The organism is Marilutibacter maris, from assembly GCF_003233695.1.
GTDB classification, from domain to species: Bacteria; Pseudomonadota; Gammaproteobacteria; order Xanthomonadales; family Xanthomonadaceae; genus Marilutibacter; species Marilutibacter maris.
Genome location: NZ_CP029843.1, coordinates 3176326 through 3190258 on the forward strand (window position 1 = coordinate 3176326; position 13933 = coordinate 3190258).

At 69.1% G+C, this 13933-nt stretch carries 13 protein-coding genes; 3 read left to right on the forward strand and 10 right to left on the reverse strand.

The window, feature by feature from the left end; genetic code table 11:
* Window positions 1-15 precede the first annotated feature (15 nt).
* Window positions 16-507, forward strand: a complete 492-nt coding sequence (locus tag C9I47_RS14025; protein WP_111267302.1) for a hotdog fold domain-containing protein — start codon at window positions 16-18, stop codon at window positions 505-507.
* Between the two features lie 15 nt (window positions 508-522).
* Here C9I47_RS14025 and C9I47_RS14030 read toward each other — a convergent pair whose 3' ends face one another.
* From C9I47_RS14030 to C9I47_RS14040, 3 genes are all read right to left on the reverse strand, one after another.
* Complete coding sequence (locus C9I47_RS14030; protein ID WP_111267303.1) at window positions 523-1128, reverse strand: DUF922 domain-containing protein; 606 nt, start codon at window positions 1126-1128, stop codon at window positions 523-525.
* Window positions 1104-2318, reverse strand: a complete 1215-nt coding sequence (locus C9I47_RS14035) for an NAD-dependent epimerase/dehydratase family protein (RefSeq protein ID WP_111267304.1) — start codon at window positions 2316-2318, stop codon at window positions 1104-1106. Before C9I47_RS14035 ends, C9I47_RS14030 begins: the two co-directional genes overlap by 25 nt.
* 75 nt (window positions 2319-2393) lie before the next feature.
* On the reverse strand, window positions 2394-3683 hold the full coding sequence (locus C9I47_RS14040; RefSeq protein WP_407067527.1) for an NTP/NDP exchange transporter: 1290 nt from the start codon (window positions 3681-3683) through the stop codon (window positions 2394-2396).
* 293 nt (window positions 3684-3976) lie between these two features.
* Between C9I47_RS14040 and C9I47_RS14045 the strand changes: the two genes are divergently transcribed.
* A complete protein-coding gene (locus C9I47_RS14045; protein ID WP_111267306.1) occupies window positions 3977-5620 on the forward strand; it encodes a GMC family oxidoreductase in 1644 nt (547 codons plus the stop codon).
* A 119-nt stretch (window positions 5621-5739) separates the two neighbouring features.
* Here C9I47_RS14045 and C9I47_RS14050 read toward each other — a convergent pair whose 3' ends face one another.
* Entirely contained in the window at window positions 5740-7626 is a 1887-nt protein-coding gene (locus tag C9I47_RS14050; RefSeq protein WP_111267307.1) for a M48 family metallopeptidase, read from the reverse strand.
* Between the two features lie 142 nt (window positions 7627-7768).
* Window positions 7769-8359, reverse strand: a complete 591-nt coding sequence (locus C9I47_RS14055; RefSeq protein ID WP_190238665.1) for a LemA family protein — start codon at window positions 8357-8359, stop codon at window positions 7769-7771.
* Between the two features lie 90 nt (window positions 8360-8449).
* Here C9I47_RS14055 and C9I47_RS14060 point away from each other — a divergent pair, with 90 nt between their 5' ends.
* A complete protein-coding gene (locus C9I47_RS14060) occupies window positions 8450-9751 on the forward strand; it encodes a serine hydrolase domain-containing protein (RefSeq protein ID WP_111267309.1) in 1302 nt (433 codons plus the stop codon).
* 171 nt (window positions 9752-9922) lie between these two features.
* Here the strand turns inward: C9I47_RS14060 and C9I47_RS14065 are convergent, their stop codons facing one another.
* The 5 genes from C9I47_RS14065 to gcvT all read right to left on the reverse strand — a co-directional run bounded on the left by C9I47_RS14065 (window position 9923) and on the right by gcvT (window position 13897).
* Window positions 9923-10522 carry a histone gene (locus C9I47_RS14065; RefSeq protein WP_111267310.1) on the reverse strand — a complete coding sequence of 200 codons (600 nt, stop codon included), beginning with the start codon at window positions 10520-10522 and terminating at the stop codon, window positions 9923-9925.
* Between the two features lie 343 nt (window positions 10523-10865).
* Window positions 10866-11378 carry a hypothetical protein gene (locus tag C9I47_RS17645; protein ID WP_145985528.1) on the reverse strand — a complete coding sequence of 171 codons (513 nt, stop codon included), beginning with the start codon at window positions 11376-11378 and terminating at the stop codon, window positions 10866-10868.
* 118 nt (window positions 11379-11496) lie between these two features.
* Window positions 11497-11892, reverse strand: a complete 396-nt coding sequence (gene gcvH, locus C9I47_RS14070) for a glycine cleavage system protein GcvH (protein WP_111267311.1) — start codon at window positions 11890-11892, stop codon at window positions 11497-11499.
* Window positions 11893-12012: 120 nt separating this feature from the next.
* Window positions 12013-12630: a 2-hydroxychromene-2-carboxylate isomerase gene (locus C9I47_RS14075; RefSeq protein ID WP_111268157.1), complete on the reverse strand. Its 618-nt coding sequence runs from the start codon at window positions 12628-12630 to the stop codon at window positions 12013-12015.
* Window positions 12631-12775: 145 nt separating this feature from the next.
* A complete protein-coding gene (gene gcvT / locus C9I47_RS14080) occupies window positions 12776-13897 on the reverse strand; it encodes a glycine cleavage system aminomethyltransferase GcvT (RefSeq protein WP_111267312.1) in 1122 nt (373 codons plus the stop codon).
* Between the last annotated feature and the right edge of the window lie 36 nt (window positions 13898-13933).

Here is a 13933-nt window from a genome sequence, read left to right on the forward strand (position 1 = left end):
CCGCGGGAGACATGCATGAGCGATACCGGATACGTCGCGCCGCTGCTAGCCACCTGGCGCCGCATGACCCGCTGGCCCGCGGGGCGCTGGCTGTTCTCGCGCGCGGTCTGCCTCAAGGCACCCTACTTCTCGACGATCGCCCCGCGGTTCCAGGTGCTGGAGCCCGGACGCTGCGAGGTGCGGATGCGCGACCGCCGCGCGGTCCACAACCACATCGGCACCGTCCACGCGATCGCATTGTGCAACCTGGCCGAGCTGGCCGGCGGGGTGATGCTCGATGCCAGTCTGCCGCGCGGCATGCGCTGGATCCCAAAGGGCATGAGCGTCGCCTACCTGGCGAGGGCGCGCGGCCGCATGCATGCGGTGGCGACACCGGAGCGTCCGATCGAAGCCGCCGACGCCGGCTACGAACTGCCGGTCGTGGTCGAGGTCGGCAACGACGCCGGCGAGGCGGTGTTCAGCGCCCGAATCACAATGTGGGTGTCGCCGAAGCCGGCGAAGGCATAGCCGGCGGCCGCCGGGTCAGGGCAGGATGCCGTGGCGGGTGCGGCGGTCGAACTCGCGGTCGCGGCGCCTGAAGTCGGCGATGATCTCGCGCGCGGCGCGATCGATGTCCCTGCGCGACCCATTGCAGGGCAGCCGTTGTGGCAGCGCCTGGAACATGCGCTCGATCTCCGCCGCAGCCTGCTCGCCGTGGCCCGCGTGCACCGCCTCGTGCACGTTCAGATCGGCCAGGAACCGGTCCCATTGCGATACCAGCATGGAACCGGCACCGACGCGCCCGCGCCATTCCGGCAGGGTGATCGTGATGTCCACCGCCACATCCCAGTAGGCGATCTGGCACTGCCCATCCCCGAGTGGCCAGCTCTGCCACGACCAGGTGACCTGCCATTCCGTATAGCCGCTGTAGCGTCGCCCGCTGACCGGATCCACCGGCCCTTTCGCGCGCATCTGCGCCACCCAGGCGGCGCGCGACTGGCCGTCGACCGGATAATGGCTGACACGCCGCTCCACCCGTGGCGAGGCCTGCGCCGCCATGGCGGCAGCGAGCGCGGCCGCGGCGATCGCAAACGCGACCGCCGATGTCCGCGCCGGCGCGCGCGCTATCCAATCCGTTCCCGATGCCATGCCACAAGCACCTCCCGCTCCCGCGCGGCATCGAGTCCGGCACGCGGCTTGGCGCGCCGCTCGGCGGGCTGCTCGCGCCACCAGGCGAGGGTGTCGCGCACGGTGTCCTCGAGCGGGCGATAGCCAAGCCCGGCCGCCTGCGCGCGTGCGCTGGAGGTATGCCCGAACCCGGCGTACTCGCCTTCGGCCGGGATCCAGGCCGGCATGTCGCGCCAGGGCTGGACCTCGTGCCGTTCGAGGAAGTCGGCCGGCACCCAAGTCAGCGTCGAGCTGGCCCCGGGCGGCTGCGGACACGGCGTGGTGATGCAGTTCATCACGTTCATCCGCCGCGCGACCTGCTGGCAGGTCTCCAGCAACCGGCCCATCGTCAGCGCACCGGCCGGAGCGTCGGCGTTGAAGGTGCCGACCGTGCGCTGCTCCAGAAGGTGCAGGAGGAATGCGGCCAGGTCGCGCACGTCGATGAACTGGGTCGGCCCGTCGGGGCGGCCGGGGGCGAGAATCTCGCCGCCGCGGTCGGCCCGCGCCGGCCAGTAGGTGAAACGGTCGGTGGTATCGCCCGGACCGACGATCAGGCCCGGACGCACGATCGTGGTCCGCTCCGGCATCTCAGCCTCGGCCGCGCGCTCGCACAGGGCCTTGAGCCCGCCGTAGGTCTCGCCGTTGACCTCGGTGACGGTCGGGTCCGGCAGCTCGATCAGGGCGCCGTCCTCGTCCATGCCGGGCAGGTCGTTGCGCGCATACACCGACACCGTCGACACCACCAGATACTGGCCGATCCGCGGCGCAAGCAGCCGCGTGGAACGGGTCACATCGGCCGGGACATAGGCCGAGGTGTCGAGCACCACGTCCCAGCGCTGGCCGGCGTCGAGCGCCGACAGATCGCTCTTGCGGTCGCCGTGGAGCTGCTCGACGTCGGCGTACTCCGCCCCGCTGAAGCGTTCGGGGTTGGTCTTGCCGCGATTGAACAGGGTCAGCCGGTGACCGCGGGCCCGTGCCGCCTCGACGAAATGCGGACCGAGAAAGCCGGTACCGCCCATCACCAGGATGCGCAGGCCGCCACCGGCGTCTTCGCGCGGCGCCGCCTCGGCCTCGGCGGCCGCTCCGCGCATCATCGCGCCGCAACCCGGCAGGGCCATCGCTATCGCGGCGCCCAACCCTCCCAGCAACACTTCACGTCTTCCGATCGACATCGCCCATCTCCCTGCCATGTACCGTTTCCGTCCCAGACTGTGACCGCATGGGCGGGCGCGGCCATCGGCCATTGGTCATCCGGCTTCGCGGTTGCCGCTGCCTCCGGCGTCGGCCAGCCCGTCCTCGGGCAGGCCGCGCTGCGCGCGGACCACCCGCCACGCCGCCATCGCCAGGCCGGCGGCCACGCCGATGCCGGCCACGAACACCACCCGGCTGCCGAACACGGCCAGCGCCTTGTGCACCCAGACGAAGGTCAGGTCGGCGCCCCGATAGACCACGGTATCGATCACCGCCTTGGCCTTGTAGCGCGACTCGCGGTCGACCCGGGTATAGAGGGTCTCGCGACCGGGCTTGCCCAGCGAGAACTCGCCGGCGCGGGTCGCGACCTGGGTCACCGCCACCAGCAGCGGCAGCGGCGACATCGCCAGCAGGGCGTAGCCGGCGAGGATCGCAAAGGCCGGAATCAGCAGCGCCGGGGCCACCCCGTAGCGCCGCAACAGCCAGCGTGTCAGCAGCAGCTGGATCAGCAGGGTCAGCGCGTTCACCGAGCCGTCGATCAGCGAATAGTAGCGGGTCGCATCGCGCGGATCCGGATAGAACGCCTTCACGATCGCCGCCTGCTCGTTGTACAGCAGGGTGCCGACACCGACACCGAAGAACAGCAGCAGCGCCAGCGCCCGCAACAGTGGACGCGACCAGACCAGGCGCAGGCCGGCGATGATCGATCCGCCCATCGCCCGCTCGCCACTGGCGTCGTGATGCATACGCTCGCGCCGGATCGCCCACGGTCGCAGCCTCAGGATGCACAGCAGGCACAGGGCCAGGAAGCCGGCCGACACCAGCAGCAGGTTGGCCACGCCCAACCGGCCGACCAGGGCGGTGGTCAGCGCGGGTCCCGCCAGCGCGCCGAGGGTGCCGCCGGCGCCGATGTAGCCGTAGAAGCGCTTGGCATGGTCGTTGTCGAACACATCGGCCATGAAGCTCCAGAACACGGTGACCGCGAACATGTTGAACACCGCGACCCAGATGAAGAACAGGCCGCCACGACCGGGCACCGTGTGATGGAAGATCCAGTAGAAGCCCAGCAGGCAGGCGATGAAGAACAGATAGACCACCGGCAGGAACACCCGCCGCGGGAAGTGCGCCACCAGGGCGCCGTAGATCGGCTGCAGCAGCACCATGACCACGAAGGTGCCGGTGAACAGGGTCTGCAGGGTGTAGTCCTGCAGGTCGATGCCATGGCCGGCCGCCCAGGCCAGCAGGGCGGGCGGGAACACCGCCATCGCGTCGCCGGAAGCCCCCATCGCATCGCGCATCGGCCGCAGCACGTAGTAGCCGCACAGCAGGCTGAAGAAATACAGCATCGCCCACCACAGCGGCGGCGACTCCGCCAGCTCCGCGCGGAAACGGCGCCAGCCCTTCGCCGCGTCATTGCGTGTGCGATGCCCTGACGGGACGGCTTCGGTCATCGGGTGCCTGCTGACATGGATGGGGCGGACCGCACGGGCGGCGGGCCGATGCTATCAGCCTCGCGTGTCCGGTATCGACGCCGCCGCCCCGGAATGCGTACCGTCGTCGGCATTCCAATACGCCCCGCCACGAGCATTTGCTCTAATCGGCCTGCTTACGGTCGAAGGGTCATTCCGTGGGTCCGCCTGTGTACGACTACATCATCATCGGTGCCGGTTCGGCCGGCTGCGTACTCGCCAACCGGTTGTCGGAGGACCCGGACGTGCGCGTGCTGCTGCTGGAAGCCGGACCGCGCGACCGCCATCCCTTCATCCACATGCCGGCCGGCATCGCCAAGCTGGTCGGGATCAAGCGCCTGAACTGGGATTACTACACCGCGCCGGAACCGCAGCTCGACGGTCGCACGCTGTGGTGGCCACGCGGCAAGGTACTGGGCGGTTCCAGCTCGATCAATGCGATGTGCTACACCCGCGGCGTCCCCGGCGACTACGACGAGTGGGCGGCGCTCGGCGCCGACGGCTGGCACTGGGACAACGTGCTGCCCTACTTCCGCCGCGCCGAACACAACCAGCGCGGCGGCGACGCCCTGCACGGCGACGCCGGCCCGCTGCACGTGTCCGAGCTGCGCCACAGCAATCCGCTCTCGCATGCCTTCATCGAAGCCGGAACGCAGGCCGGCTACCCGCGCAACGACGACTTCAGCGGCCCGACCCAGGAAGGCTTCGGCCTCTACCAGGTCACCCAGAAGCAGGGCGCCCGCTGCTCCAGCGCGGTCGCCTATCTGGATCCGGCGAGGCCGCGCGACAACCTGGAGATCGTGACCGGCGCGATGGTGTCCCGGATCACCTTCGAGCCCGGCCGCGGCGGCACGCCGCGCGCCAACGGAGTGACCTACAACGTCGGCGGCCGCGCCTTCCACCAGCCCTGCTCGGGCGAGGTGCTGCTGTGCGGCGGCGCGCTGAACTCGCCACAGACGCTGATGCTGTCGGGCATCGGTCCGGCCGCGCAGCTGCGCCGGCATGGCATCGAGGTGCTCGTCGACGCAGCGCAGGTCGGCGAGAATCTGCAGGACCACCTCGACATCTGCACCCTGCGGCAGTGCACGCAGCCGATCACCTACGATCGCGTCAGCGACCTGCGCATCGCCTTCGACTACTACCTGCGTGGCCACAGCGGCGTCGGCAGCAGCAATGTCGCCGAGGCCGGCGCCTTCGTCCGTTCGCCGCTGGCGCCGGATGCGCGCGCCGATGTCCAGCTTCACTTCGTCCCCGCCCTGCTCGACGATCACGGCCGCAACCGCCTGCCCGGCGACGGTTTCACCGTGCACGCCTGCTTCCTGCGCCCGCGCAGTCGCGGACGCCTGAGCCTGGTCAGCGACCGTGCCGCCGACAAGGTGCGAATCGAGGCGAACTATCTCGGCGACGCCGACGGCTTCGACATGCGGATGATGGTCGAATGCGCGCGGCTGTCGCGCGACGTGCTCGCCCAGCCCGCGTTCGACCGCTACCGCGGCGCCCCGATCTTCCCGGACCGCGACGACCTCGACGACGCCGGCCTTGCGGCCTTCGTCCGCGCCAAGGCCGAGAGCATCTATCACCCGATCGGCACCTGCCGGATGGGCCGCGACGCCGACGCGGTGGTCGACCCGGATTTGCGCGTGCGCGGCGTCGACGGCCTGCGGGTGATCGATGCTTCGGTGATGCCGCGCCTGCCCGGCGGCAACACCAACGCGCCGACGATCATGATCGCCGAGCGCGCCGCCGACCTGATCGCCGGACGCAAACGCAACGAAGTCCGTGATCCGCGCGTCGACGCCGTGGGAGCGGTGTAGGCCGGGATGTCCCCGCACCCCTGCCGCGCGATTCGTTCCCTGGCCTAGCAGCGGCGTGAGCCGCGACAAGGCCTTCACGGGAAGGCCCTGTCCCTATGGGAAGTGCGGCGCCCCTGGTTTCAATGCTGGCCGAGCATCGGCGGCAGCGGACAGTGCAACACGCCGCAGATGGTCCGCAGCAGCTCCGCCTCGGCGACGCTGACCCGGCCATCGTGGCCGATCGCGTCGGTGATCGCCTCGATCAGCACCTGCTTGGCCAACGGGTCCAGGGCATCGAGCGGCTCCCATACCTCGTCCAGCGCGACCACGCCGGAAGCCGGCGGCGCATACGGCAGGTGATCGCGCGGCAGCACCCGGTTCAGCCCGGCGAGGTAGGCGCGTTTCGCGGCCGCCCCGTCGGCGTGGCCGGCCTGCGCGACCACCGCGAGCAGGGTCGCGAACTCATAGCGCACGCCGGTCGCCTTGCGCCGCCCCATCCGCAGATAGCGCGATGGGTCCAGCGACTCGCGCACCTGCACCGCGAGCAGGCGCGCCAGGCAGTACTCGAACAGGCTGACCTGGCCGTCGGCGTAGACCATCGCATTGGCCGCATCCAGGAACCCATCCAGCTCGGGCCGCGGGCGCAGCCGCAGTACCGGGAACGCCATCGCCGCCAACGGCAGTCTCAGCATCGGATGCAGGTCGTGCAGCACGGTCTGGCGAAGGTGACGGGCCTGCTCGGCGATCACCCGGCCGAGCCGCGTCGAGATCTCCTCGACCTGCTTTCCGGCGATCTCCGGGCGGGTGTCCATCAACAGGCCCAGCAGCAGCGGGACCACCCTGTCGCGCTGGCGCGCGATCTCGCGCAAGGCCTCCGGCATCGCCGCGACGATCGCATCGGCACGCAGATAGTCGTCGGCACCCGGATGAGCGACCTGATCGACCACCTCCCGCGGCGCGATCCGCTGCTCGCCGCCGGCCCCCGGCAGCGGCGGCGGTCCCGCCGGCGCCAGGCCCATCTGCACGTCCTCCTCCAGCCCGTTGGGCGGCGCCACCACCCAACGCTGCGACAAGGCTTCCAGCTGTTCCGGACGAAAGTCCGGTTCCAGCGCCTGGATCCGCTCGACCAGCGACGGGTGGGTCGCGAACCAGCCGCTCAGGCCGACGCCGTCGCCGAACAGCATGTGGCTGACCTCCTCCGCCTCGCCGCGCGCGGCCAGCCGCGAACCGTCGTGCAGGCCGCCGATCTTCTTCAGCGCGCCGGCCAGGCCCGTGGTCTGGCGGGTGAACTGGACGGCCGAGGCGTCGGCCAGACGCTCGCGGCTGCGACTGACCCCGGCCTTGATCATCCTGCCGAAGAACAGGCCGATGCCACCGATCGCCATCGCCACCAGCGCCGCCGCGATCACCGCCACGGCACCGCGGCGCCCGGCATAGTGTCCGTGGGTGAGCACCTTGCGACCGATCAACGAGATCATCATGATCCCGAACAGCACGCCGATCAGGCGGATGTTCAGACGCATGTCGCCGTTGAGGATGTGGCTGAACTCATGCGCGATCACGCCCTGGAGTTCGTCGCGATTGAGCCGCTCCAGGGCGCCTCGGGTCACCGCGATCACCGCGTCGGAAGTGGTGTAGCCGGCCGCGAACGCGTTGATCGCCGCTTCGTGCTCGAGCACGTAGATCTTCGGCACCGGCACGCCGGACGCGATCGCGATCTCCTCGACCACGTTGCGCAGGCGCCGCAGGTTCAGATCCTGGGTATCTTCCGGCACCGGCACGCCACCCAATTGCTGCGCGACCGGCTCGCCACCGCCGCCGAGGCTGGCGATCCGGAACAGCGAACCGAGGCCGATCACCGCCAGGGTCGCCACCGACGCGAGCAGGATCGGCCCCGGATCGGGGCCGGCGACCACGGCGACCGCCAGGTCGACGGCGAGCACGATGCCGAGCACGGCCAGGCCGAACAGCACGATCAGGCGGAACGAATGGCGGCGCGCCGCCGCCTGGTGTTCAAAGAAATTCACTCGAAGAAATTCACTCGAAGAAGTTCACTCGAAGAAATTCATGGGTGAAGGCCGCCGGGCCGAGAACCGGGAGCGGGGGCTTCGGCCCGGGGCGCGGCCGTTCCGCCCCCCGGCCGCGCGCTTCGTGCGCTCGGTCCTGCGATCAGAACTGCACCTTCGGCGCCTCGCGCACCTCCGCGCGGTCCGCCGGGATGTCGAGCAACGCGGCCGGAGCGAAATTGAACATCCCCGCGACCACGCTCGACGGGAACACCTCGCGCTTGTTGTTGTAGGCCATCACGCTGTCGTTGTAGGCCTGACGCGCGAACGCGACCTTGTTCTCGGTGCTGGTCAGCTCCTCGGTCAGCTGCATCATGTTCTGGCTGGCCTTGAGCTCGGGATAGGCTTCCACGGTGACCAGCAGCCGGCTGAGCGCGCCGTCGAGCGCGCCCTGGGTACGCGCCAGCTCGGCCATCGCGGCCGGATCGCCCGGTGCCGCCTTGGCCGCGGCCAGGCCCGATTGCGCGGCGTTGCGGGCCGCGGTCACCGCTTCCAGGGTTCCTCGCTCATGGGCCAGGTAGGCCTTGGCGGTCTCCACCAGGTTCGGAATCAGGTCGAAGCGGCGCTGCAACTGGACATCGATCTGGGCGAACGCGTTCTTGTAGGCGTTGCGGGCCATCACCAGCCCGTTGTAGATGCCCACCGCCCACAGCGCGAACAGGACCACCAGGCCCAGCACTATCAATAAACCCAGCATGATCGTGTCTCCCCTTGGTGCTTGAACCCCCGCATGGGGTCGGCGCTAGAATCGAATGCGACCCAGCATACGCAGGCGCTGCGCACGATGAAAGACAAGGCGACCATCCGGTCCCGCACTCCCGGGCGTTTGGCGGCACTGGCCGTCCTGCTGCCCCTCGCCCTCGGCTCCACCGCCCAGACACCCCCGCCCCTGGATCCGGGCCAGCCCGCCGCCGGCAACACCGTCTCGACGACCACTGCCACGCCGCTTCCACCCGGCTTCGATGTCGCCCGCTTCGAGGCGATGGCCCAGCACCTGGCCGCCGACAACCGCGTGCCCGCCCTTGCGGTGGCGATCGTCCACGACGGCAGGGTGCTCAGCGCGCGCGGCTACGGCGTCACCGACATGCAGAACGCGGCGCCGGTCGACGGCCACACCGTGTTCAGGCTGGCATCGCTGTCGAAGGGTTTCGCCTCGACGATGGCCGGGCTGCTGATCAACGACGGCACCCTGCGCTGGGACAGCAAGGTCAACCAGTACCTGCCCGACTTCCAGCTCAAGGACGCCAACGCGACCGGGCAGGTGACCGTGGCCGATCTGCTCAGCCATCGTCTCGGCCTGCCGTACAACACCTACGACCGCGACCTGGAACGCTACGTCGACTACCGGACCCTGGCGCGACGGCTCTCCGATGCCCCGCTCAAGTGCGAGCCCGGCACCTGCTACGCATACCAGAACGTCGCCTTCAGCCTGATCGGCGATGTCGTGTTCGCCGCGACCGGCAAGTTCTACAGCCAGGAGGTACAGCGACGCCTGTTCAAGCCGCTGGGCATGAACGACGCCAGCCTCGGCCTGGAAGGCATCGAGGGCAGTCCGAGCTGGGCGCGCCCGCACGTGCGTACCCGTGGCGGCTGGGTTTCGGTTTCGCCGAAGCCGACCTACTACCAGCTCCCGCCCGCCGCCGGCGTCAACGCCAGCGCCAGCGACATGGCGCAGTGGCTGATCGCCCAGACCGGACACCGGCCGGACGTGATCTCGGCGCCGCTGCTGGCGACCCTGCACGAGCCGTTGGTCGACACCCCCGGCGAGATGCGCAGCTCATGGCGCCGGGAACGCCTGTCGTCTGCGGGCTATGCGCTGGGCTGGCGCGTGTACGACTATGCCGGGCAGCGGATGATCTACCACGGCGGCGCGGTGCAGGGATACCGCGGCATGATCGCGCTGTTGCCGCAGCGCGATCTGGGCGTGGTGGTGATGTGGAACTCGGAAAGCGGCCTGCCCTCGGGACTGATGCCGACCATCATCGACAGCGCGCTGGGGCTGCCACCGCACCGCTGGCTCGACATCGACATCGACGAGACCGCGTACTCGGGCAAGGGCGACGCTCACGCGGCGGCAACGCACTGAGCCCCTGGCGCGATCGCGCCATCCCGATTCGCGCGGCGGCGCCTCTCGGCATGGCGTAAAGGTCGTCGCGTGACCGCAAACGCCTTGCGCACGTTCCAATGAAAAAACTCTCTCCCCGCCTGGGCTGCGGGGAGAGAGTCGGATGACAGCGTACTGCGGTATCGGGACTGCTTAGATCATCGGCGCCGGGGTGGCCGGCATGGCGGCCGGTGCCGCCTTCTTGGCGGCGCGCTTGGCGGTCTTGCGTGCCGGCTTCTTGGCGCTCTTCTTGGTGGCCTTCTTGGCGGCCTTCTTGACCGTCTTCTTGGCGGCCTTCTTCACCGTCTTCTTGGCCGCCTTCTTCGCGGTCTTCTTGGTGGCGGCCTTGCGGGCCGTCTTCTTGGCGGCCTTCTTCACCGTCTTCTTGGCCGCCTTCTTCGCGGTCTTCTTGGCGGCGGCCTTGCGCACGGTCTTCTTGGCGGCCTTCTTCACCGTCTTCTTGGCCGCCTTCTTCGCGGTCTTCTTGGCGGCGGCCTTGCGCACGGTCTTCTTGGCGGCCTTCTTCGCGGTCTTCTTGGCAGCCTTCTTGGCGGTCTTCTTCGCCGCGGCCTTCTTCACCGTCTTCTTCGCGGCCTTGCGCACCGTCTTCTTGGCGGCGGCCTTGCGCACGGTCTTCTTGGCAGCCTTCTTGGCGGCCTTCTTCACGGTCTTGCGCGCTGCCGACTTCTTGGCGACCTTCTTGGCGGCCTTCTTCGCGGCAGGTTTCTTCTTCGCAGCTTTCTTAGTGGCCATGGTATGGCTCCTCGTCAGTGGTCGAACATTGACCGATCGTCAGTCGATCGGGGGTATTGCCCAGTACGAACCAGCGTCGCGGCGACAGCGCCGGCGACAAACCGCCGGCGCGCCACGCGTGCCGGACGGATTCGCGACAGGCATGCGGCCGTCCCGCGCGACCGGGATCGGGCAGCCTGGAAAAGGATGGGATTTGACGGTGCCGGAAGAATCTCCGCGGTGTGGCGGGCCGAGTCGAGCGCGAATCTTTGCAATCCTTCAGGGGACACAAACCCGACATCCACCCTGATGATCGAGCTGGCGGAGTTGGGTTGTGCACGGCGCGTTGTCGCGATCGTTTTTCTCACTCGTGTTCGCAGGAACCGTCTGCTGGGCGAAACGTAATCACGGTTTTTGCAGGTGTCAACAACTCCGACACCAGTTTTTCCGGTATCGACGCGACCGCATGCCGCGGTGCGCATGCCGGCACGAACGCACTGCGCGCGCGTCGCGTGCGCGACAATCGTTGCACCGCGCGCAAGGCGTTGCGAAAAACAGCATGTTTCAAGGCAAAAAATGCAATGCGCGATCGACGCGCATCGATCGCGACATCTATCCCGCCGGAACGGCACTGGTGAAAATTTGGCCACCCCGATCGTGTGAAAAAACTTTCACCGCGATCCGGATCGGCGCCTCGTTTTCGGCATCGCACAACCCGAAATGCGCGAAAGTGCGCGACGCGATCGGCGGCGTCAGCGACGCGTCCATCGTCCTCGTCGGCAACCCGCGTCGCCGCGCGTCGCATCGCGAACGCGCAACCGCGCGATGTCCGCGACGACGATCCGATCGCACTGCGACTGCGGATGTTCGCCGCCATCCATGACCACCGCCTCGCTGGAAACCGCGCAAAAAAAAAGCCGGACATCTTTCGATGTCCGGCGCGTTGTTCCCGGCCCGGGCTCCGGCGGCTGCCGTGCCCGCGGCGGACGACTCGGTCAGTGGTCGTCGTTCTCGAGCAGCTCGGCGTAGTCGTCCGGACCGAGCAGTTCGTTGAGCTGCTCCGGCTCCTCGATCTCGAGGGTGTACAGCCAGCCCTCGCCGTAGGCGTCCTCGTTGATGGTCTCGGGCTTGTCGCCCAGGGCCGCATTGACCTCGACGACCGTGCCGGTCACCGGCGCATAGACGTCCGAAGCCGCCTTGACCGACTCGACCACCGCGCAGGGATTGCCGGCCTCGACGCGATCGCCGACGTTCGGCAGCTCGACATAGACCAGGTCGCCCAGCAGGCCCTGGGCGTGATCGGAAATGCCGACAGTGACCTTTCCGTCACCTTCGACGCGGGCCCACTCGTGGGACTTCATGAACTTCAGATCGCCGGGGATTTCACTCATGGCTGGCCTCTGTATCTCGGCTGGGGCGGCTGGGGGGATGCTGTGAAGCTGGGCGCCTAGTGTAACGGCCCGCCTGTGACCGCGACAGGGTACGCGGCGCCGGCATGTCGCCCGGCGGGACTAGCAGCGCGCGAAGGGTGCGCGCCCGCTGTCCAACGCCGCGCGCAGCGCTTCGACGCGATCCTGCCCCCAGAACGGCTCGCCGTTGAGCACGTAGCCCGGCAGCCCCGGCAGGTCGGCGGCGATCGCCGCGGCGGTGTTGGCGGCGTAGGTGGCCTGTACCGCCTCGCCTTCGGCCGCCTCGATCACCGCCCCGGCATCGAAACCGTTCGTGGTCAGCAGTGCCGCGACCTGGTCGCGGTCGGCGATGTCGCGGTCGTCGGCCCAGACCGTACGGAACGCCGCCGACACGTAGTCGCCCGGGTCGCGTCCGCTCTCGGCGAGGACGATCGCGCAGCGATCGGCCAGGGACGGATCGGCCGGGAAGTGACGCGGCTGCAGGTTCAACGGCACCGCCCTCGCCTCGCGCCAGCGCTGCAGTTCGACCAGGCGATAGCGCTGGCGCGCGGGGGCGCGCTGTCCCAGCGGCAGGCCGCCATTGGCTTCGAACAGTTCGAAGATGCGCACCGGACGGTAATGCAGCCGCGCGCCGGTCTCGCGCGCCGATTGCAGCAGCGCCGCATGCCCGAGGTAGGCATACGGCGAAATCACGGTGAAGTAGTAGTCGATCGACGCCATCTCGTGCTCCGGGTTCGTATGGGAGGTCGGGCCGGCCACCTGTGAGGCGCCGGTTCCAGCTCGGGCATCCCTGCCCCGCTGGCGGCCCCGGCCCCGCTGCGCATCCTGCCCGGGACGAAGAAACGCGTGCGAAGTCGCGTTGGCGCTAAACCGCCGGCACCAGGCTCTCGCCCTCGCGCACGAACGGGAACTTCACCACCCGCACCGGCACTTCGCGGCCGCGGATGTCGACGCGCACGCCACCGTCGGCGCCCAGCGCGATGTCGCCCGCGGGGACGCGCGCGAACGCGATCGCCTTGCCGAGCGTCGGCGAGAAGGTGCCCGACAGGATCTCGCCGTCGCCGTGCGCGGTCAGCACCTTCTGCCCGTGGCGCAGCACGCCCTTCTCGTCCATCACCAGGCCGATCATCTGCCGCGGCGCGCCTTCGGCCTTCTGCCGCTCCAGCACGTCGCGGCCGATGAAGGCGCGGCCCTCGTCGAGCGCCACGGTCCAGGCCAGCGCGGCCTCGTACGGCGACACCGCCTCGTCCATGTCCTGGCCATAGAGATTCATGCCCGCTTCCAGTCGCAGGGTGTCGCGGGCCCCCAGACCGGCCGGCTTGACCCCCGCTTCCAGCAGCGCGTTCCACAACGCCACCGCGTTGTCCTGCGGCACCACTATCTCGAAACCGTCCTCGCCGGTGTAGCCGGTGCGCGCGACGAACAACTCGACGCCGCCGTCGGCCAGTTCGGCGCTGCCGGCGGAGAAGCGGGTCAGCTTGCCGACGCGCTCGCGGTCCTCCTCGCGCAGCAGTCCGATCGCCTTCTCGCGCGCGTTCGGGCCCTGAACGGCGATCATCGCGTAGTCGTCGCGCTCGACGACCTCGACGGCGAAGGCCGCGGCCTGCGCATTGATCCATGCCAGGTCCTTCTCGCGGGTCGCGGCGTTGACCACCAGACGGAAGAACACGTCGGACAGGTAGTAGACGATCAGGTCGTCGATGACGCCGCCGTCGGCATTGAGCATGCAGGTGTACAGCGCCTTGCCCGGCTTCTTGAGCTTGTCGACCGAGTTGGCCAGCAGGTGGCGCAGGAACTCGCGCACGCGTTCGCCGCGCAGGTCGACCACGGTCATGTGGCTGACGTCGAACATGCCGGCGTCGCCGCGGACCTGATGGTGTTCCTCGATCTGCGAACCGTAGTGGATCGGCATGTCCCAGCCGCCGAAGTCGACCATCTTGGCGCCGAGGGAACGGTGGGTGTCGTTGAGAACGGTCTTCTGGGTCATCGCCGTGGATCGCTTCGGGGAAGTGGGGGGAGCCGG

Coding starts and splice junctions, on each gene's coding strand:
- C9I47_RS14030 (WP_111267303.1), bottom strand. CDS start 1,128: ATGGCATCGGGAACGGATTGGATAGCGCGCGCGCCGGCGCGGACATCG.
- gcvH (WP_111267311.1), bottom strand. CDS start 11,892: ATGAGTGAAATCCCCGGCGATCTGAAGTTCATGAAGTCCCACGAGTGG.
- C9I47_RS14075 (WP_111268157.1), bottom strand. CDS start 12,630: ATGGCGTCGATCGACTACTACTTCACCGTGATTTCGCCGTATGCCTAC.
- gcvT (WP_111267312.1), bottom strand. CDS start 13,897: ATGACCCAGAAGACCGTTCTCAACGACACCCACCGTTCCCTCGGCGCC.
- C9I47_RS14060 (WP_111267309.1), top strand. CDS start 8,450: ATGAAAGACAAGGCGACCATCCGGTCCCGCACTCCCGGGCGTTTGGCG.
- C9I47_RS17645 (WP_145985528.1), bottom strand. CDS start 11,378: ATGGCGGCGAACATCCGCAGTCGCAGTGCGATCGGATCGTCGTCGCGG.
- C9I47_RS14025 (WP_111267302.1), top strand. CDS start 16: ATGAGCGATACCGGATACGTCGCGCCGCTGCTAGCCACCTGGCGCCGC.
- C9I47_RS14035 (WP_111267304.1), bottom strand. CDS start 2,318: ATGTCGATCGGAAGACGTGAAGTGTTGCTGGGAGGGTTGGGCGCCGCG.
- C9I47_RS14065 (WP_111267310.1), bottom strand. CDS start 10,522: ATGGCCACTAAGAAAGCTGCGAAGAAGAAACCTGCCGCGAAGAAGGCC.
- C9I47_RS14040 (WP_407067527.1), bottom strand. CDS start 3,683: ATGCTGTATTTCTTCAGCCTGCTGTGCGGCTACTACGTGCTGCGGCCG.